This is a genomic window from Leclercia sp. M50 (genome assembly GCF_037150775.1).
Lineage (GTDB): Bacteria > Pseudomonadota > Gammaproteobacteria > Enterobacterales > Enterobacteriaceae > Enterobacter.
Map to the genome: position 1 here is coordinate 1 of NZ_JBBCPK010000057.1, position 20,759 is coordinate 20,759.

Sequence of the window (20,759 nt, forward strand, 5' to 3'; positions counted from 1 at the left end):
CGCCCTGGGCGGACGGCGCGTGGCAAAAAGCCCGACAGGCGTTGTTCCTGGCCGCACTGGATGTTCACAGGGCCTTTATTGAGCATCACCCGGAGCCGTTTATCAGCAACATCAATCTGGTGAGCAACTGGCTACAAGGCAAGAATTTGTCAGAGGAGCAGGCTGAGCTGGCGCTTAATTCCCTCACGCTTGTCGTTCCCGTCATTTCAACGACCTTTGCTTCCGTCCCGCGCATGTTTAAACGGATCGGCAGGGAAGCGATTGGCTGGCTGCTTATTGATGAAGCGGGTCAGGCGTTACCCCAGCAGGCCGCAGGCGCCATCTGGCGCGCAGCCCGAACGGTTGTCGTAGGCGATCCAAAGCAGCTGGAACCGGTTAGCGGGATCGCTAAAGTCGTGGAAGGGGCGCTGGCGCAGCATTATGGCGTTTCAGCGTGCTGGTGGCCGGGGATGGTGTCGGCACAAATCCTGGCCGATCACACGATGGATCTGGGCACGCTTTTACCTGATCCGGATAATGGGCAGGTCTGGGTTGGCTGTCCGCTTCGCGTTCATCGCCGCTGTGACGATCCGATGTTCACCGTCAGTAATGCGGTTGCTTATGACGGTCTCATGGTTCATGGGAAAAAGGCGGTACCCTTGCCCTTGCCGGAAAGTTGCTGGATTGATGTCGAAGGCAAGGCATGTGAAGGTAACTGGATTGCAGAGGAAGGTGAAGCGGTCAGAAGGTTGTTATCGGGCCTGCGGGATAGTCATGGCGTAAAGCCAGACAATATTTTCCTGGTTTCACCGTTCAAAGATTGTGCGCAGAAGTTATCCCAACTGGCGTCTGAACTTGGGTTTGACACTCAAAAGACCGGCACAGTGCATACCACCCAGGGTAAAGAGGCCAGCATTGTGATATTTGTCCTTGGGGGAAATGTTCAGCGGCCCGGCGCTAAATCATGGGCGGCCAGCCGACCTAATCTGCTTAATGTTGCAGTCAGCCGGGCGAAACAACGCTTGTACGTCATCGGTAATCGTGCGGAGTGGCAGAAACAGCGCTACTTCTCCACGCTGGCGAACGGTTTACCCGCTGAGTAAACGGAAAGAGGGCACATCTCGTGCCCTCTGATTACGTTTCGTGACACTGTCACCACTATGAAACAGAGTGGCGATACGCAGACTGGCGGACCTTCTCAACAGCCGCCTTACCGGCGATAAACGCATGGTCCGAATTGTAGTATTCCCACTCGCTGTAACGTCCGGCCAGCGTGATGCCGTGCAGCAACAGCCATTTTCTGATCATCTCAACGTTCTCTTTACGCTGCTGGTCATAGATGACATAGGCGTAAGGAATATCGATTTGGTTGCTGGTGAGGATCTCATCGGTTTCCGAGATGATCCCCACCTCGATGCACTCCTGAATACATCTGTCGATCAGCGCCTGGCCGTCAGCGGGCAGTGGTTTGTCCGGGGAGTAGCTTATCTCACAGGTGAGGCCGCACGCACCCGGCGGACTGCAGAACGGGCTGGCGTTGCCCTGCACGAAAATACGGTGGAATACGGTTTTGCCAGCGTAGTAGATCCAGTGTTTATCCGTCAGGGTGTCACGATTAACGCCCAGATTGACGCAGCGGACGGAGACATGGCGCAGGGCTTTTGCGGCTTTACGAATTTCTGGCGGTACTTCGTCGCCCATCAGGCGGATAAGCTCCGGCAGCACCAGCGTGCTGATCATCTGCTCATAGCGGTACTGCCTGCCGTCAGAGAGCACGACAATATGCTGATTGACGTAGATTTTACTGACCTCGGCGCCGGTCTCAATGCGGCCCTTTATGTGCGGCACAAAGCCGGACATCAGCGCCTGAAAACCGCCTTTCAGGGGATAGCCGAAACGCGCGTTGGGTCCCATAGGCTTCGCCGTTTCGCCCAGCGCACCTTCGATGATCTGGTCCAGATCGGGCAAGGGGACGCGTCCGCCCAGCCATGAGGTCTCCATCTCTGAGAGTGGCACCGTCCATAATTTTTTATTGTAGGGAATAGCAAAATGACGGGCGATCCCTTTGCCCCATGTTTCATAGATGAAGGCTTCAAAACTGCCTTCCGGCGGTACGTTCTGGCCTGTACTGGTGTAGTCCGGCACCGCGCCATCGGCGCAGCAGTCATGATGATGGCGGCGATGCGTCTCGGCGTTATTGCCACAGGTCGAGGCCATGCTTTTCACCTCTGACCCGGTACCGTAACGCGCCTCGATGGCCCCCAGGATACACTCCTTGATCACCGGGGCCGGCAAGCCGTAAAGCGATCCCTGGAAGGGATAACGGGTATAGACGCCGTCGGTATAGACCCAGGCTTCGCGGATCTGCCAGTGAATATTGTCACCCAGTAAGATGTTGTATAACGCCAGCACCTCTTCATCGGCGGAAAACATAATGTGTCCCGCATAATCGAAGGTAAATCCCTTGTCCTGAACCGAGCGGCACAAGCCTCCCACCGTCTCATTACGCTCCAGTAAGGTTGCCCCTTCGCCAAAATGATAGGCCGCGCTCAGGCCGGTTGGCCCGGCGCCCAGAATTAAGCATGGCTCTACTTCTGAACCCGTTCTGGCAGGGGGAATGAGGCGTAAAACTGCCTGAGGTGAGACATCCTCGCCTCCGGCATCCGTTGTCGCCGTCTCCTGCGCCTGATGACGAGAGAGCGCCTGCCCAATCAGCTCATGCATTTTTTGCACGGTTGTGTCCCAGGAGGTGCTGGCGACGATGTTTTGCATGATCTGCCGCTGCGAAGCGCGTTCTTCCTCAGACAATGCCAGCGCCTCTTCGCAGGCGGCCACAAAGGCGGCATGATCCCTGGCGACCGCCACAATGTGGCCATAGGGTTTTTCAACATCAGCGATGGCGGTACTCACCACAGGAAGCTGCGCGGCCATTTATTCCAGCACTTTTGTCGGACTGATAAAGCGGGTGGATTCATTCAGCGCAAACGGCATCAGGCAGACGTCCCACCCGGCAAGGAAATGGGGCAGGGCCTGATAAGGCTGCATGCCAGGGTAATGGATATTGCTTCGTTGCGGCAGGGTTGACGGGTCTATTTTCACCACCGGACCAACCATCACGATTTGCCACTCCGGGTGCGCATCGGCAAGGGCGGCGATCAGTGACAAATCCATGCGTTCATCGATTACGCCGTAATAGCCCAGGCGCGGGTGCGGAATAGTGTCCTGCAGAGGATGGTGATTGGCCCGATCCAGCGCCTGTTCAAAATGCACCGCATCCACGCTACTGGCAAAGCAGTGAATGTTCGGGTGGCGTCCTTTTCTTGCCGCATACAGGCTTGGCCCGCCGGTAAAGACAATATCCGCCCGCGTCAGCAGGGCTGACTCACGTTGCAACAGCTGGCGGGGCGCTTTTTCAAAGGCGGCCAGTTCATCCATGCAGTCATACACCACAACGGCGGGGGCAAAGACCTTCAGCAGAGGGAGGGCCATCGGCGTGTAGAACCAGACGACCGGGGTTTCATCCTCTTCGCGTATCTCCGCCAGCAGTGTTTCCAGCCAGGCGATCTGTCCATCATGGAAACCCGGCTCTGTTGACGGTGTCTGCGGCTGAATAACCGTCACATTCGGCGCGGGTTGGGAAATCTTCAGCTCTGGTTTTCCAACGGAATGCAGCGGCTCTTCGATAAAGACGATCTGATAGTGCTGAGCAAGCCGTGTCATCAGATGCTGCGGGCGCTGAAAAACAAAATCCCAGCGCAGATGACTAAAAACATAGATTTTTTTCATGCCTGATACCTCTGTGCTGGTGCAGGTAGTGACGCCAGTTAGTTGGTGAAAGTGTTCCAGCCGGGTCTGGACATGTTTAAGAGCCCGGGCGTAAACGGCATTCAGCTCTCTCTCTTTGTCGGGCCTCACATCCCATAAGCCAGAGTGATGCCAGTTTGCGTTATTCTCCCAGTCGGGGCGGTCGATAATCGGGTAAAGGCAAATGCCCGCAACCTCTACGCCGGCCAGCTGCGCCTGAGCCACCTCTGAGACGACATCGTTAATCCAGGCGCCGCGCCCGCTACCCACATGGCTGGTTTCGGCAAGCAGAATAGGGCGGCGATAACGCTCCCAGGTCTCCTGCAACATTCCGTGCAATCGCCGTCGCCGACCGTCACCCAGATGCCACGGCAGGCGCTGGTTGTTGCCCATCATCCATTGATTGTCGTGGTAGTAATTGGCGCCCAGCAGATCCAGATAGCGCGGATGGCCACCCAGCTCAGGCTCATGCCTGCCCGTCAGCATGTCCCACGCCTGAAACTGCGCGGTACGAAACGCTTCGGTTTGCTCAATATTTGCAGGATCGTCATCCGGTGAAATCAGATGGATTAACGGGTCGCAATGTAAAATTCGCGCTCTGGGATCGGCCGCCAGAATGGCGTCGCAGGCGGCTATGGCGGCACGAACGAGTTGTCGCTTGACCCGCTCGCTTTCGCCCACGCCTGGAGGGGAGGTAGGAAACAATCCTTCCGCAATGCCCCAGGCTGTGAATGAGATTTCGTTGACGGGTGAGTAGACCGGCGGCTCCTCATACCAGGGGCGCAAAAACGCCGCCAGCGAGCCACACAAGTGGGCGAAGCGAGAGACAAACTCTGTTGAGAAAAAATCGAGATGAGGGGGAAAGCCGTAATGACAGATAGTCCAGCAAATCTGGATACCGCTCTCTTTTGCCGACATCATTTTTTTTGCGACGTTAGTAAAGTCGTAACCACCTGATTTATCGACAAGTCGCCAGCCGACGCTCTCTCTTACCGTGTGCATGTTGAAGGGCTTAAGCGCGCGGTAATCCTCGGCATGCCGTACGTCATGCGCCGTTGCGTTATCCATTGAAAGGGGATGACCCGCCCGGGTGATAAAATCAGCGCCTTCGAATCCTGCCTGCCAGAATGACCTGAATATCGCCATATACATTGCTCCCTTATGGGCCTTTTTAAATATACCTGGCCAGCACGTTTAAATTCATTGGCCTTTTTTTAATTACCCACACCTATGGCAGAAAATAAATTTTTAGAAAATAGCGAGTATTATTTTTTGTAAAACATTCAACCATAACCATCCTCCCCACATATTTTGTAAGCAGCGGAACAGGGCAACAGGAATACCCCGGAGTTCACCCGTTGTATTTTGACATCCTGGTCTTCAATGAGAAAAAATCACTGTCTTATTCATCAATGATAGCCTGAGTTTCCGGCGCTACGCGGCATTTTTCAGCAATGTCCGGCTTCGGCTGTTAAAAAGATGAACAAAATCATTGCCTGCTGGTGGCGCTTTTTTTATGGGATCCGTTTCGGTTAAACGATAATAATGCTTAACCGGGCCTTTAAATAAGCCTTGCCCGTTTCGTTAGTTTGCTGGGTTGCTCTCTTCATGAGCTCTGTTGTTTTCTGGCACTTTTGTCTTAGCGTCCTTGGCCTGTTAATTAGTGATTCGGATATTTAATTCCGATAGCTTCTCGCTGCCGGGAATATAAATAATGGAGTATTAGTTTCCTCTCATAGGGTATATTGTAAACAGATCTCAATAGTTACAACATACAGTGTGCCTTTACTTTTAAACAAACCTAAACATTGTGCCCTGAATCATCGCTTATCAGAAAAAAGAGGTAGCCGTCCCTTTTTTATCCCCTCTGGCGGGTAAATTGAATTTAACCGCCAGAGGGGGTATTCTTGTTTTATCCCCTGTAGGGGATTTTCCTTAAATATCCGCTATAGGGGGTAAGCATGAAAGTGACCTCGGCAGGCGCACTGGCGCAGGCTGTCAAAGATCAGCGTAAGGTCAATAAGTTAACGCAATCGGAGACCGCTGAACAGGTTGGCATTAAACAAACCACGGTATCGGATTTCGAGAACAAACCTGAATCCACCAAGCTGGAAACCCTGTTCAAAATTCTCTCAGCGCTGGATCTGGAACTTCACGTGGTGAAAAGAGGCTCGACGCTGCCCGATCATGCCAACTGGACAAAGGAGTGGTAAACGATGCGCGCTCAACGTCTGACTGTTGCCATGAATGGCGAAGTGGTGGGTACGCTGCATCGTGATGGCAGCGGCGCGATGTCATTTCAGTATGCGCCCGAGTGGCTGGCAGAGCCTGGCGCACGTGCCATTTCGCTCTCTTTGCCGCTCCAGCACGGGAGGATCCGCGGAAAGCAGGTCTTCAATTTTTTCAGCAACCTGTTGCCAGACTCAGAGGCGATAATCGCCCGCATGCAGGCCCGTTTTCAGGTTGAGACGGCACATCCCTTTGATCTGCTCGCCAGTGTCGGACGAGACTGCGTGGGTGCCATTCAGCTCTATCCACCGGGGCTGGAGATCCCGTCGGTGATGGATATCGTCGCCGAACCGCTGGATGACGAGCAGATTGCTTCCTTGCTGGAGGGTTACCAGATGGCCCCGTTAGGAATGAGCGAAGAGGGGGCCGATTTTCGCATTTCGCTGGCCGGGGCGCAGGAGAAAACGGCGTTGCTATGGTATCAGGATCGCTGGCAGCGGCCTCAGGGTAGTACACCAACCAGCCATATATTCAAATTGCCGATCGGCAGAATAGAGCAGAACAATATCGATCTCAGCGAGAGCTGTGAAAACGAGTGGCTCTGCTTACGGATCGCAAAAGCCTTTGGATTTCCGGTAGCGCATGCCGAAATGGCCACCTTTAGTCGCAAAAAAGTGCTGATTATTGAACGCTTCGATCGCCGTTGGGCCCGCAGCGGGTGGCTGATGCGCCTGCCGCAGGAAGATTTTTGTCAGGCGCTGGGCATCGCTCCGGCACTGAAGTATGAGTCCCACGGCGGGCCGGGCATCGCCGATGCCATGAAACTGCTGCTCGGTTCCCGCCTGGCAGCGCAGGATCGGGAGATGTTCTTCAAAGCGCAGATCCTGTTCTGGATGCTGGCCGCGATTGATGGTCACGGTAAGAATTTCAGCCTGTTTATCGAAGCGGACTCTTCGTTTCGCATGGCCCCGTTATACGATGTGATTTCGGCCTTTCCGCTGTTTGAGGCAGGGAGTATCCCGGCCAAAAAAGCGAAGATGGCCATGGCATTACAAGGCAAAAACCGCCAGTACCATTTCGCGATGATCCAGCCTCGTCACTTTATCAGTACCGCTGCGCACGCAGGCTTTTCGCAGGAGATCGCCCGGAGGCTGATGAAAGAGATGGCCGACCGCACAGATGAGGCGATCGCCACCGTCAGGGCGGAATTGCCAGCGGATTTTCCGGAACAGATAAGCGAGGCGATTTTCCGCGGTCTGGTAAGCCAGGCGGCGAGAATAAGCCGCTTTGATTAAATCGGTACAAAAATTGGTAGGGTAGTAAACTCCATTTGCAATTGTTAATGATATTTATTTTCATTATCATTTTCCTTTACGTAAGCAACTGTAAAGAAAAATGACATGCATACTTCCTCTGCCCTAATACAGCAAACTCTGTGTGCCGTCGCCATTTCCCTGGCAATGCACTCTGGCGCTGCACTCGCTAAAACCTTTACCGAGAAAGATTTCGTCACCCAACCACTTGGGCACGGCGTGTACGAGCTGGCCTACGATAAGGGCCAGCAGGCCCTTTATGCCGCGTCAGCGCCTTCCTTTGATAAAGACAAAACGGACGGACTGGTCTTTAAGCTGGCGGCGCAGACGCTGCAAATTGAAGCGAAGATCCCCACGGAACGTCGCACATTCGCCGTCGCGTTGGACGAAGAAAATCATCGCCTCTATCTGGGCAATTCGCTGGAAGGGTCGGTCACGCTGCTCGATACCCGTACTGATAAAGCCATTAAAACAATTCAGCTGAGCGACACGTCAGATCCAGAAAATCGCGTGCACGTGCGTGAAGTGGTGCTGGATAAGAAGCATCAGCGTCTTTATGTCTCCGGGATAGGGCGTAAGGATAAAGGATTACTCTGGGTTGTGGATACCCAGAAGCAGGCCCTGGCCCAAACCCTTGAAAAACTTGAGCCGGTCGGGTTTGCAGTAGATGAAGCGGGCGACAAGGCGTATGTCGTGTCTGGCGTCGGGGAACTGATCGCGCTGGATGCTAAAACATCCAGGCTGCTCAGCCGCGTGAAGGTCGATCCTGCCGATCCGGAGCACTATTTCCTGAATATCGCGCTAAACAGTGGCAAAGGGATGGGGTATATCGCCGACACCAACACCAAAGATCTGCTGGTTGTGCAGTTGGACACCGGCAAGCTGCTTCATCGTGTACCGACCCCTAATTCCGTTGGCGTGCTGTATAACCCGGCGCGGGAAGAGGTCTACGTCACCCATCGTAACGATCGCCAGATTAGCGTGATCGATGCAAACACTTATCACCTGAAACACACCATTAAAACCACGGCGATGCCAAACAGCCTGGTGCTGTCTGCCGATGCCAGCACGCTCTATGCCAGCGTCAAGCAGGATGAGAAAGCTAACAAAGCTGACTATGTGCTCAAGATTGATTTAACCCAGCTCTAAGGATCCTGTTGTGATAAAGCAGACACGCATGGCCGTGGCGGTTTCGCTCGCCCTGGCAAATCTTCCTGCGGCCGTTTTCGCCGCGGAATCCACCGCCGTTAACGAAGATGAGCTGGTCGTGACCGCGACCGGCTTCAGCCAGGAGCGTCGCGAGGCACCAGCAACCATCTCGGTGGTGAATGAAAAGGAGCTGAACACCCGCTCTAACCAGAACGTCACCGAAGCCCTGCGCGAGATGCCGGGTCTCCTGGTGGGTAACGGCCACGGCAGCCTGGCGACTGGCGATGTCCAGATGCGCGGGATGGACTCCACCTATACCTCCTACATGGTGAACGGCATCAAACAGGCCACCCGCGAATCCCGCCCGTACGGCCACCATATCGGTACCGAGGCCGCCTTTATGCCACCGCTGGCCGCCATCGAGCGCATCGAAGTGATCCGCGGGCCGATGTCATCCCTGTATGGTTCTGACGCCATCGGCGGCGTGGTCAACGTCATCACTAAAAAAGCGTACAACCTGGAGAAGTGGACCGGCGTCCTGGAGGATAACTACTTCCTGCAGGAGAAGAGCGAGTACGGCAACACCAACCAGACCAATGCCTTTGTGATGGGCCCGGTGATCCCCGGTAAACTGGGGGTGAGCGTGGCCGCGGATTATCTCGACCGTCGCGACGATGACAGCGTCAACGACGAGCGTTTTGTGAAGCATCAGTCCGGCAACCTGGACGCGACGATCGCCCTGTCGCCAACGGAGACCCAGCTCTGGGATCTGAACGCTACGAAAGGGAATCAGGAGAAAACGCATAACGATAAACAGTGGTACTGGGGCTTCGACCGCGACGCGGCTTCGCTGTCGCAGCACGCCTGGTATGGCGACATACTTGAGGTGAAGAACTTCGTCAGCTACGAGAAAGCGAAAACCGAGTACCGCGTGCCGGGAATGGCATCACAGTTTATTACCCAGAAAAACTACGAGGCGAACAGCGCCAACACCTTTACCCTCGGCGACCACAAGCTGACGCTGGGCATCAACTTTACCCGTAATGAGCTGGACGATGAGTTCGGCATTAAAGATAAAGAGGCGCCGGGCGTAACGCCGGTGAGCGAAATATCGCGCAACGGCTGGGCGGTATTCGCCGAAGATGCGTGGATGATCGTCCCGGATTTCACCTTAACGACCTCGGCGCGTCTGGATCACGACAGCTACTTTGGTTATCACGTCACGCCTAAGCTCTACGGCAACTGGACCCTTGATGAAAACTGGGCGCTGAAGGGCGGTGTGTCGGCGGGCTATAAAAAACCGGATCTGCGCCAGAATAATGCCGGCTTTACCAGCGTGTATGGGGCTTATCCTTATTCGGAAATAGGCATCGGTAATGACGATCTCAAACCGGAAGAGAGCGTCAACACCGAGCTTGGCGTCTACTGGCAGCAGGATGCGCTGGCGCTGGACGCGACCGTCTTCTACACCAAATTCAAGGACAAAATCAGCGACCGGGTCATTTGCACCGCGTCGGCCTCGCAGCAGTGCAGGTATAATGGTTACGTCGCTGACTCTGTCTTCCAGTATTTCAACGTCAGCGATGCCGAAATCTACGGTGTGGAGCTGAACGGCGACTGGCAGGTCACCTCATCGTTGAGAGCCAATGCCAACTATACCTGGACTCACAGCGAACAGCAGAGCGGCGAGTATAAGGGTTACGCCCTGAGCGACTTCCCGGAAAGCATGGCTAACGTCTCTCTGACATGGCAGGCGCTAAACGACCTGGAGTTATGGAGCAAAGCGAGCTGGCGCAGCACCTCACCGGACATCGGTAAATCCAGCGAAACAGAAGCCTACGCGCTGGTCGATTTAGGGGCACGTTACCATCTGAACAAGAACGTTACGTTAATGACCGGCATCTATAACCTGTTTGACGCAAACCCGATTTACCGCACCTCGTACAACCAGTCTTCGATGCTGGAAGGCCGCCGCTATAACTTCGGCGCCCGTATCGAGTTCTGAACCTTACTGCCGGAGCCGTCGTGCTCCGGCTTCTGCAATTGTTATTCCTCGCTTTTCTGCCACAGAAAGTGATTATCAAACCCGCCGACATGTGATACTTAGATTGGGAGACAACAAACCAGGATAACGAGAGATGTCGCAGAACAAAATTGCCCACAAAGTACAAAACCTCCAGTCATCGGCGATCAGAGAACTATTAAAACACAGCAAGATGGAAGGGGTGATTTCACTCGGCGGGGGCATTCCCAATCCGGATCTTTTCGATCGCGAAGGGCTGGAAATGGCAATGGAAAAGGTGCTCTCCAGCACCTGGAAGGATGCTTTTCAGTACGGTCTGAGCGAAGGTAGCCCGGAGCTGCGCGGCGAAATCTGCCAGCTGCTGAGCGGCAGGGGGATCCGCTGCGGTATCGACGAGGTGGTTGTCACATCCGGTTCCCAGCAGTCACTGGATATTCTGGCGCGCGCGCTGATCAACCCGGGCGACATTGTTGTCGTTGAACGTCCAACCTATCTCGCGGCCCTGCAGGTTCTGCAGCTCGCAGAGACTAACCTGATGTCGGTGGGTACCGACGGCGAAGGGATGATCGTTGATGAGCTCGAAGCGCTGGTTAAGACCACGCCGATCAAAGCGGTCTACATCGTACCGACGTTTGGCAACCCAGGCGGGGTTACGCTGACAGAGCAGCGCCGCAGGCAGTTGGTGGAATTAGCGCAGCGCTACGATTTTGTGATTATCGAAGACGATCCCTACGGCGAAATCAATTTTACCGACAACACCTTCACGCCATTAAAAGCCTGGGCGGCAGAGATGGGGTGCAGCGATAACGTGATTTACACTTCGACCTTTTCAAAAATCCTCGCGCCGGGGGCAAGGGTAGGCTGGTTAGTGCTGCCGGACTGGGTGAAGCGTCAGGTGGTGATCCTCAAGCAAGCCACCGATTTACACACCAGCACATTGTCGCAGTCGCTCACTTATCACTATCTCACCACGGGACGACTGGCGGGACAAATCGCGCTGATCCGTGACGCCTATAAACATAAATGCGAGATCCTCTGCCAGGCGGTGGAGCGCGACCTGGGCAATCACCTGACGTTCCACAAACCGATGGGTGGCATGTTCCTGTGGGCGAAATTCAAATATGAGATGAATACTACCGAGTGGCTGAAAAAGACCCTCAACAACGGCGTGGTCTACGTGCCAGGGGAGTTCTTCTACTGTAACGAGCCGGATCACAACACGCTGCGCATGTCCTACGTCAGCGTCACGGATGAAAATCTGCAAGAGGCGGTCGCACGGTTGAAAGCCTCCTTATAAGGGTCGCGGAAGTAAAACGGGTGGCGAAGGCCACCCGAATCATTGACTTAGCTGCGGATAAAATCGAGTAAGTCTTTGTTGATCGTATCAGGGTGCGTGGTGTGCATCCCGTGAGGATAGCCTGGATAAACTTTCAGCGTGCTGTTGCTGATAAGTTCATCCTGAAGCAGGCTGGCATTCTTATAAGGCACCACCTGATCGTCATCACCCTGCAAAATAAGCACCGGCACGGTGATCGCTTTCAGATCGTCGGTCTGGTCCGTCTCTGAAAAGGCTTTAATGCCTTCATAGTGCGCTTTCGCACTGCCAATCATCCCTTGCCGCCACCAGTTCTGAATAGTCCCCTGGGATATTTCAGCCCCCGTTCGGTTGAAGCCGTAGAAGGGGCCCGTCGCCACGTCGAGATAAAATTGCGCTCGGTTTGCGGCCAGCGCTTTACGGAATCCATCAAAAACCTCCAACGGTGTACCGCCTGGATTTTCCGGCGTTTTCACCATTAACGGCGGTACGGCGCTGATTAAAACCGCTTTCGCCACGCGACCCTGCGGTTGACCGTATTTCGCCACATAGCGCGCAACCTGTCCGCCGCCGGTGGAGTGACCAACATGGATAACGTTACGCAGATCCAGATGTTCCACAACGGCAGACACATCGGCGGCGTAGTAATCCATATCGTGTCCATCGCTGACCTGACTTGAGCGGCCATGACCACGACGGTCGGAGGCAATAACGCGGAAACCTTCAGCTAAAAAGAACAACAGCTGGTTATCCCAGTCGTCAGCGCTTAATGGCCAGCCGTGGTGGAAGAAAATGGGCTGTGCATCTTTAGGACCCCAATCTTTATAGAAGATACTGACATCATCGTTGGTGGTAACAAATGACATGATAGACCTCTCGGGGAATAAAAGAACCTGAGTGAAATGGGCTGCGTCCGCAGTTAAAGACGTACAGCCGCTAAGAAGTCTAGTTGAGAAGATTAACGATTGCTTCCTCCCAACGAAAACGCATGCGTTCTGCGCAGTCGGCTGAGGCTAAACAACACTGAAGCGACAGATGCAGCAACTGCGACCCACAGGGCGAAATGGACAGCCCGTTCATTTAACGTCTGGCCGGTTACCGGCGATATGAGGGTCAGCAGGATACCTACAACAGCGGCGCCCAGGCACTGCCCGAAAGTTCGGGCAATGGATAATACCCCGGATGCATAGCTTGCCTGTTCGCGAGCAACATTCGACAACATTTCCCGGTTGTTAGGACTTTGAAAACATCCAAATCCGATTCCGCAAACCAGGCTACGCAGGCAGATATCCCATACGGAAGGCGAGGCGGGCAGCATCGCCAGCAGGATCAACCCCACAACAAAGATGGCCAGCCCAAGAGTCGAGATCAGCGGCGCAGAAACCGTGTCTGCCCAGCGGCCGGCGTGGGGCGCGATCAGCACAATACCTATCGGCCAGGGCACGAACAGCAGCGCGGATACAACGGGGCTGTAGCCATATACGCTCTGAAACAGGAAAGGCAACGCAACAAAGGTGATCCCCTGGCTGACAAAAGAGGCCAGTGACGTTAATGCCGCGAGGGTGAAACGTCCGTTCTTGAATATAACGGGCGGCAGTATGGGTGACCTGGCGCGGCGAATATGCCAGATAAACAGCATCGTGCTGAACAGGGCGAGAAGTCCCCAGCAGACCGCCACCTGGTGAAGGCTGTTCGCCGCCATAATCATTGCCCCCAAAAGGGTCGCTGACAGCAGCGCGCCAGGAAGGTCAAACGCAGTTTTGCCGGACGTTGTTTTTCCGGGTAGCGCCCTGAAAGCCAGCAACAGGGCTAAGGTTCCCGGAAGTATGTTAATGGCAAACAACCATTGCCAGCTCAGGGTATCCAGTATCGTGCCGCCCAGCACCGGGCCAATGGCGGTGCTGGATGCTATAAGCAGGGCATGCAGACCCAGCACGCGGCCAAGCAGTCGTCCCGGGAAAACGCCGCGCAGGATCGCCGGAGCAATACTTAACGTCGCCGCGCCGCCGATCCCCTGCATAATACGCATTGCCACAAGTATTTCTGGGGTAGTTGCCAGTGCGCAGCCCAGTGAGGTCAGCGTAAAGGTGGCGAGCCCTGACAGAAAAATGGGGCGAGTGCCATAGATCGTCGCGAGGGAGGCGAAAATCATCAACGTCATTGCCGCAGAGAGCAGATAACCGTTGGCGAACCAGACCGCGTAGCTTGCAGGCACCTGCATCGCTTGCGCCATAGAGGGCAGGGCAATGTTGATCATGGTGCCATCAAACACCCCCATCAGGGTGGTCACCATTACGGCGATCATCACCCGGGCGCGCGCCGGGCCAGGCAGCCCCTCATCACCGGGTTGGTTTGAAAATAGCGTCATCATCTGAACTCCTTAAGGGGGTTTTAATGACGAAACTATAAGCACGAGGTATATAAGGCGGAAGACGCATGGTTTACACTTAATCATTGCACCGAACGCCTTATCTGAGGTTTATTATGTCCGATCCCGATTTTAACCTGTTGGTTGCCCTCGACATTCTGCTGGCAGAAGCGAGCGTGGCCGGTGCTGCACGGCGCTTAAACCTGAGTGCATCTGCCATGAGCCGCACGCTCAACAGGCTGCGCGAGGTGACAGGCGATCCGATTCTGGTGCGGGCCGGACGAAATATGGTGCTGACCCCCTGGGCAGAAGCCTCCCGGGATCGCGCCAGAAATGCGGTTCAGGAGGCGAGGGCAGTGTTGCAGCCGTCAATGGAGACGCTCAGGCTGGAAAGTCTGGCGCGCCTGTTCACTATCCGGGCCAACGATGGATTTGTCGTCGCGTTTGGCCCGGCGCTGATTGCCGCGGTGGCGGAGGCCGCCCCGGATGTCTGTCTCCGTTTTGCGCCCAAGCCTGAAAAAACGTCGCGTTATCTGCGCGAGGGGCTGGTCGATCTGGAGATTGGCGTCCAGGGCAATATGGGGCCGGAAATTCGCCTACAGCGACTTTTTCAGGACCGGTTTGTCGGCGCCGTGCGTAAGACGCATCCGCTGGCATCGTTACCGGAAATCAGCATGAGGGATTATGTCGCCTGGGGCCATGTGGTGGCCGCACCCAATGGATCATTACATGGGTTTGTGGATGATGCACTGGCGGAGTCAGGTCTGTCGCGTAAGGTAGCAAGCGTGGTGCCTGGCTTTCCGACGGCGTTGTCCGTGGCGCTGGCATCGGATCTTATCGCCATGGTTCCGGCGTTGTATTTGCAAAACCCGCAGATGACAGAGCAACTGCATGTATTCGAACTGCCGTTCAAGACCCGTGCCATCACGGTGTCGCAGATGTGGCATCCGAGAATGGAAAAAGATCCCGGTCATCGATGGCTAAGAGAAAAAGTGCTTGAGGTGTGTCGGAGTGTACGGTGATGAATGAGAAGTTGAGGCGAGGGGATAAAGCTGGGCGCGTAATACGAGGCCCGGTACGTCTGCGTTGCTGCCATAGATCGCATTTAACATAATATACATTATGCGCACTATAATTGTAGAGGCTCAATAGTAATGTCCGCCCGTAGCTCAATTCAGATGTCCGCGTTATGGTAAGTCTCACGGAATCGTTTAAACTACCGGGAGACATATCATGAGCGCAGAAAGCTCAGGTGTGTTTACTTTGAAAGAGATCAACCGGGTCAAGATTATTCAGGACATTATCGAACGTCGTATGACAACTCGTCGCGCATCTGAGCATCTCGGTATCAGCGACAGACAATGTCGGCAGCTGCTTGTTCGTTACCGCGAAGGTGGTCCGCTAAGCCTAGCTAGCCAGCCAACGATGTGGGATGCGTGGCAACCGTCAATTACCACCCGGGCTGGTACGGGAACATCGCAAAGTCTCAAAATCGCTGACGATACAGTACGATAAAATGCTGTACCTGATTGAAGACAGCGATCTGAGCCGCCGTGCTATTGGTAAATACATCGACGTGTATCACTACCCCGATGGCCGTAAAGAGCTACGCCTGAATGGTGAGGCACTTCCCTACTCTACCTATGACCGGCTGTCAGAAGTCGACCAGGGTGAGATTGTGGATAATAAACGACTTGGCCGTGCTCTGGAGTTTATCAATCTGGTACAGAGTAAACGGGATAACACGCGCTCTCAGTCAGTTCCTTCTGGTGATGGTCCTTCCCGGCGACAGCCCAGAGAGGAAGGGAAAAATCCCAGCGTTCACTGAATTACGACGACATGCTCGAAGCGCTTAAGCAGCTCCAGTCGCAGTCAGAGGAGATTTTTGGCAAGAGAGCCAGAACCGGACGATGACTGAGACTTGAGCTTTGCACTATAACGTTCTGTGTAAGCAAGCCGCTTCGCTGCGCCCTGCTTATTATAATGCGTACTACATTATGCGCATCCCATAAGGATGGGGGTTTATTTGTTATGTTGTGGCTGCGGCTGGAATGGATATGAAACGCTCTCGTTAATACTTACTTGAGTCGAGGACTTTTCTTTAAATGCAGGCCAATTATATGATTTCGTTATGAATTTCCATGAGTAATAATCCTTCGAGTCATCGGTGATTTTAAGGCTTAAGATGCTCCAACTCTCATCGTGACAATGTGATTTTTTTGCATAATCATCTTCGGTAAAGCAAGCTTTTATCATTTCTCTTGATGAAAATGGAATATTTTTAAAAGCTGGTTGATATGTACCATCATCATTAATCATTATGAAATTTGCGTATTCTTCCTCGCGCCCACCTCCGGAATAAGTTGTTGACCATTTCGAGACTAACGCAACGGCAGTTTTTACTTTACTTAAAGGATATAAAGCCGGATATATATATACATCGTTTTTGGTAAGTTCATCATCAGGAATATCCTCATTATTAGCTTCTTTAGTGAAATCCCATGAAACTATTTTAGAATACACATCACCTTCTTTTTTCATCTTCATTAACTGAAGATGAGAAGTGGTTAAATAAAAGATGTCATTAGAATTTCTTTCTTTCCAGATAGAAGTCCCGTCTTTACAGAAATCATCGACCGCTTTGCAAATATCAATATATTGAGCGCTATTTTTTTTCAACGCTGTTAATGCAACTGGGTTTGTCGTGATGTCAGTAATACCAGCCACAGCAGAGAAAGATACAATAGCAAAAAACAAAACCACCTTTTTCATCATTCATCCTAATGTAAATAACTATATGAAAGAAGGGGACACCCCCTTCTCAGTTAACCAAGTGCGTTGATTTTAGCTTTTATATCAGTCACTTTCGCTGAATCCCCACGCCTTTCATAGAGTGTTACCGCCCTTCTGTAGGCTTTCAGCGCCTCCATCTTATTCTTATCGGTACCGCTTTCATTTCTTAACGGATCGTGGTATCGGCCCCAACTATACGCATATACTCGATAGTTATATATTTCGCTATCTTCAAAAGAGAAGCCATCCTCTTTCTTAAGAATATTAAGATGTTCAGCCTTAAAAACACTCACAGCTCTATTAAAATACTTAAGCCGGTCATTATATCCATTGAATCCACCATTGATAAGTGCTGTAACCATGTTAAAGTCATCACTCTTGGCATGTTTGGATACATTTTTATTCACGCAATAAAACCAAAAGGCAGACCTAACACAATGTGGATATTGTGCTATTTTATTTCTGGCAGTGTCATCTGATTCAAAATCCTCACTAACATATGCACCATACTTTGTATATACATCTTGCCATGTTAATTGAATTAATCCTCGTCCATACCAAGGGGCATAACTGGCTCTTGTACCTCCAATTTCTTTAGTAAGTGTTAAACCCCCGCTTTCATGGCAGCATTGAGCCAAGAAATGAGCTTTTTCTCTACAAATTATAATGCCAAATTCGCGGAATCCATCATTAAATGCTGGTAAATACTGAGCCAAAATGTCTTTATCGGCTTTTGGAGCAATATCACACAATTCATCTAAAGTGATATCCCGGCCACATGCACAGTTTCCTTTTGGGTTAATAACTTCCAAAAATTCAAGCGGATGAAAATGCCACACTGACCGCTGACTGACGAACGGCGGAACCTTATCCATCCAGCGCGTCGCGTCCAGAAATCCCCCGTTGGCCATCTTCACAACAGGACTTTCATCCCTGACCTTAAATACCGATGACCAGCGTGTATCATCGCAGGTACTGTGCCAGTCGCTGTCGTGTTTCACTATCAGCCGCCGCGCATATTCCGGGATGTTCATCTGATTGGTATGCAGCGCACCAGACAAATACTGGTCCTGTGATTTATCGGGGTACGGGCAGGGTGGCCTTCTGTTTCCAGCGTTGTGGATCAGACTGTCATAAAACATTTTTGCCTGCGCGAACTGTGGTCCTTTTTCACCGTCAAAGTGCGAACTGATGCTTTTCAGGGCGTCAATCAGCCAGCGTTCATCAAGCGTGCGGGTAAAATCGTTTGTGTGTTCAGCCTTGATAGAGTGAAAGTTTAGCCCGGCTAAATCGTGCTGGCTGAGCTGTTCCACATCGTCTTGGTGCATCCACGTATGCGGACGGATCTGAAACCAGGTGACCCCGGTTTTATCCGTAAACGGGTACGCGGCATCACGCGGAATAATTTTTCCGGCATCAGCTTGGGTAATGGCGCTCATCTGCTCAAAGGTACTTTCCTCGCCCTCCCCGTTTCGCAGGTACAGCGGGCGTTTCAGCTTCAGCTTAATGAACTGTTTGCCCGTTTTAATCCCCTTCACGTTTGCCACCACATCCGGCACATGTTCATCGAGGCTCAGCAGCTCGATATGGGCTTTATAGTCCGTGGTAATAATCTGCGGATAGTTATCTTCGTCAGCCAGATCCTGAACGCCGAGGAATCCGACCGCATCCCCTGCTTTCACCATCACTTTCAGCGGCACAGGCGGCACCACCACATCATCAAACACGCCGTGATTCAGCGCACTGTGCATCCAGTCAGGCAGACACACGTAACATTCGCCGTCAGGCTCCAGATATTCCGGGCGCATCGAGACCCAGAAAAGTTCTCCGGCGGGTTTACCGTCCTGAAGACGCTGCACCAGAGCAAACGACTCCGGCCGTTGTTTCAGTAAAAACGATTTCTGTTGCAGTACGGCAAGCGTGTCGCCCTGAACGAGCGTTCTGGCGTGGCCGTGTTTGTTTGCCAGCACGTCCGGCGCGATTTCGCGACTGTCATCATGGCGGGAATGTTTACGCATCCGCACGCCGTGGCCTTTCTGCGTAACCCGGTAAAGCGGGCGTTTCGGAAATTCTGACAATGGCGCGATGTGCATGTAAAGCTGGTACAGCGTCAGCCAGGAGGATTCATCCTGCTCGTCAGGTTTGTACATTGATTTGACCAGCACAAAGGTGCCGGACTGGCGCAGGGGGCGTTCCTGGCAACACTCGATAACCGCGTAATCGCGGTTAACTCGCCATGCCATCACCTCACCGTCCATCATGAACTGAAGCGGAACAGATTTTTCCGGCGTGTCCTGACTCAGTACCGAGGCCGGAGACGATGACTTTCCGACATGGATCCCCCCGTGCCAGTAACGATTTACGCCAAGTAACCACCAACCGTGGGCGTTTTTGCGGATGTCGGTCAGCAGCTCGTCATAGTTTTTATAGTCCCGTCCGTCGGCTTTCCGTACCGGATAACGTATATTCATCATCCATCCTTCCTTAAGTTAAATCTCCAAAACTATAATCATCGCAGGGAGTTAAGACGAAGGGGAGTAAAACTTATGCAAATTTTATTACCGCCATCAGTCTGGTGAAGAGCAAACGGGGTAATATGATTTCTCAGTCAAACCTAGCCAGTGACGGTCCTTCCCGGCGACAACCCAAACAGGAAGGGAAGAAACCCCAACGTTCACTAGTTAACGACGATACTCATACAGCTTCAGTCACACTCAGAAGAAATTTGGAAAAGGCTAACTAACAGTACTATATAAATATTGCCAGTAAAAAATGATTAAGCTATGGTCCGGTCGCTCATGGTTAAAGCCAGTCTCTGGATTTCCCGCAAACAACGAGCTTCAGAAATCCAGCAGCCGCGCTTTCGCCGGGTCTGCTGCGGCGAACTTTTCCAGATTGATGATTAGTTGAGCCGTAGAGCTATTGGAAAGTACATTGTGGTCTGGCATTACCCGGATGGCCGAAAAGAACTCCAGCTAAACGGAGTCGTCCTTCCCTACTCCACCTGTAATCGTCTTCAGGAAATTGACCATGGTGCTGTACTGCACTGCTGATTATTTCCGCCAGGTCCGGAATGAGCCTCAGGTAAACAACCGGCTTTTTGTGCAGGAGGTCCCTGCACAAAAATTCCGGGTCATTCAGGGTTTACCCCCCCGATGAATACCAGAAGATATCCCCCTACAACTTCATGTTATGCAGGACCATATTGCCTTTAGCACATCATCAGTTGTCCGGTCTCTGTGCCCGGTGTATCCGATCGCGGATCTTATCGACTGATGCTTTGATGTCAGCAACTGCATCCGCATCCATTCCAAGGGTATCCACAATACAGCGCGTGATATTGCTGGCCTCAATTTTCAGTGTGTCCCCCTTCTCTGTCAGATGAATAAGCACTTCACGTTCATCCTTCGGATTGCGTGTCCGGGTGATCAACCCCGCGCTCTCCAGCCGCTTAAGTAAAGGCGTGAGCGTGCTGGACTCAAGGAAGAGTATTCCACTCAGCTCCTTCACTGTGCGTCCATCCTGATTCCACAACGTGATCATCACCAGGTACTGGGGATAGGTTAATCCCAGCTTATCGAGCATTGGGCGATAGAGCTGCGTAAACGCATGTCCCGCGGAGTATAGCGAGAAGCAGAGCATGCCGTGCACATCCGGGAGTAAATCCCCGGTATTTATCTCTTTAGTCATATGTCCTCCAGTCCCTCTAAAATAATTTGTGGACGATTTAATTGCAAGCGATTGACAACAACAAAAATCAGTGCCAAATTAATTCACACACAAACA

General features: G+C 52.7%; 14 protein-coding genes and 2 pseudogenes. 9 read left to right on the forward strand and 7 right to left on the reverse strand.

From position 1 onward, the window contains the following. On the forward strand, positions 1–1,082 hold a 1,082-nt coding region (locus WFM46_RS14665), incomplete at its 5' end, for a DEAD/DEAH box helicase (RefSeq protein ID WP_336997910.1). Positions 1,083–1,137: 55 nt separating this feature from the next. Here WFM46_RS14665 and WFM46_RS14670 read toward each other — a convergent pair. Both WFM46_RS14670 and WFM46_RS14675 read right to left on the reverse strand, forming a co-directional pair. Further along, on the reverse strand, positions 1,138–2,910 hold the full coding sequence (locus WFM46_RS14670; RefSeq protein WP_336997911.1) for a protoporphyrinogen/coproporphyrinogen oxidase: 1,773 nt from the start codon (positions 2,908–2,910) through the stop codon (positions 1,138–1,140). After that, positions 2,911–4,929 carry a hypothetical protein gene (locus WFM46_RS14675; protein ID WP_336997912.1) on the reverse strand — a complete coding sequence of 673 codons (2,019 nt, stop codon included), beginning with the start codon at positions 4,927–4,929 and terminating at the stop codon, positions 2,911–2,913. 815 nt (positions 4,930–5,744) lie between these two features. On the opposite strand from WFM46_RS14675, the gene WFM46_RS14680 reads away from it, so the two are divergent. From WFM46_RS14680 to WFM46_RS14700, 5 genes are all read left to right on the forward strand, one after another. Next, complete coding sequence (locus WFM46_RS14680; protein ID WP_103179602.1) at positions 5,745–5,996, forward strand: helix-turn-helix domain-containing protein; 252 nt, start codon at positions 5,745–5,747, stop codon at positions 5,994–5,996. Between the two features lie 3 nt (positions 5,997–5,999). After that, positions 6,000–7,307, forward strand: a complete 1,308-nt coding sequence (locus tag WFM46_RS14685) for a type II toxin-antitoxin system HipA family toxin (RefSeq protein ID WP_103179601.1) — start codon at positions 6,000–6,002, stop codon at positions 7,305–7,307. A 105-nt stretch (positions 7,308–7,412) separates the two neighbouring features. Further along, positions 7,413–8,474, forward strand: coding sequence for a 7-bladed beta-propeller protein YncE (yncE, locus tag WFM46_RS14690; RefSeq protein ID WP_336997913.1), 1,062 nt, complete (start codon positions 7,413–7,415; stop codon positions 8,472–8,474). 10 nt (positions 8,475–8,484) lie between these two features. Then, positions 8,485–10,479, forward strand: coding sequence for a TonB-dependent receptor domain-containing protein (locus tag WFM46_RS14695; RefSeq protein ID WP_336997914.1), 1,995 nt, complete (start codon positions 8,485–8,487; stop codon positions 10,477–10,479). A 133-nt stretch (positions 10,480–10,612) separates the two neighbouring features. Continuing rightward, positions 10,613–11,794: an aminotransferase-like domain-containing protein gene (locus tag WFM46_RS14700; RefSeq protein WP_336997915.1), complete on the forward strand. Its 1,182-nt coding sequence runs from the start codon at positions 10,613–10,615 to the stop codon at positions 11,792–11,794. Between the two features lie 47 nt (positions 11,795–11,841). On the opposite strand, the gene WFM46_RS14705 is transcribed toward WFM46_RS14700, so the two are convergent. Together WFM46_RS14705 and WFM46_RS14710 are read right to left on the reverse strand one after the other, a co-directional pair. Further along, positions 11,842–12,678, reverse strand: a complete 837-nt coding sequence (locus tag WFM46_RS14705) for an alpha/beta fold hydrolase (RefSeq protein ID WP_336997916.1) — start codon at positions 12,676–12,678, stop codon at positions 11,842–11,844. A 92-nt stretch (positions 12,679–12,770) separates the two neighbouring features. Beyond that, positions 12,771–14,180: an MFS transporter gene (locus tag WFM46_RS14710; protein ID WP_336997926.1), complete on the reverse strand. Its 1,410-nt coding sequence runs from the start codon at positions 14,178–14,180 to the stop codon at positions 12,771–12,773. A 116-nt stretch (positions 14,181–14,296) separates the two neighbouring features. Between WFM46_RS14710 and WFM46_RS14715 the strand changes: the two genes are divergently transcribed. Both WFM46_RS14715 and WFM46_RS14720 read left to right on the forward strand, forming a co-directional pair. Next, entirely contained in the window at positions 14,297–15,202 is a 906-nt protein-coding gene (locus WFM46_RS14715) for a LysR family transcriptional regulator (protein WP_103179596.1), read from the forward strand. 211 nt (positions 15,203–15,413) lie between these two features. Beyond that, positions 15,414–16,094: pseudogene (locus WFM46_RS14720) on the forward strand (helix-turn-helix domain-containing protein). A 108-nt stretch (positions 16,095–16,202) separates the two neighbouring features. Here WFM46_RS14720 and WFM46_RS14725 read toward each other — a convergent pair. Both WFM46_RS14725 and WFM46_RS14730 read right to left on the reverse strand, forming a co-directional pair. Next, positions 16,203–16,952 (reverse strand): hypothetical protein, encoded by a 750-nt coding sequence (locus tag WFM46_RS14725; protein ID WP_336997917.1) that lies wholly within the window; start codon positions 16,950–16,952, stop codon positions 16,203–16,205. Positions 16,953–17,005: 53 nt separating this feature from the next. Beyond that, positions 17,006–19,447 (reverse strand): glycoside hydrolase family 19 protein, encoded by a 2,442-nt coding sequence (locus tag WFM46_RS14730; RefSeq protein WP_336997918.1) that lies wholly within the window; start codon positions 19,445–19,447, stop codon positions 17,006–17,008. Positions 19,448–19,536: 89 nt separating this feature from the next. On the opposite strand from WFM46_RS14730, the pseudogene WFM46_RS14735 reads away from it, so the two are divergent. Continuing rightward, positions 19,537–19,729: pseudogene (locus WFM46_RS14735) on the forward strand (hypothetical protein); the annotation flags it as partial. A 466-nt stretch (positions 19,730–20,195) separates the two neighbouring features. Here the strand turns inward: WFM46_RS14735 and WFM46_RS14745 are convergent. Beyond that, positions 20,196–20,663 (reverse strand): MarR family winged helix-turn-helix transcriptional regulator, encoded by a 468-nt coding sequence (locus tag WFM46_RS14745; protein ID WP_159338911.1) that lies wholly within the window; start codon positions 20,661–20,663, stop codon positions 20,196–20,198. Positions 20,664–20,759 lie beyond the last annotated feature (96 nt).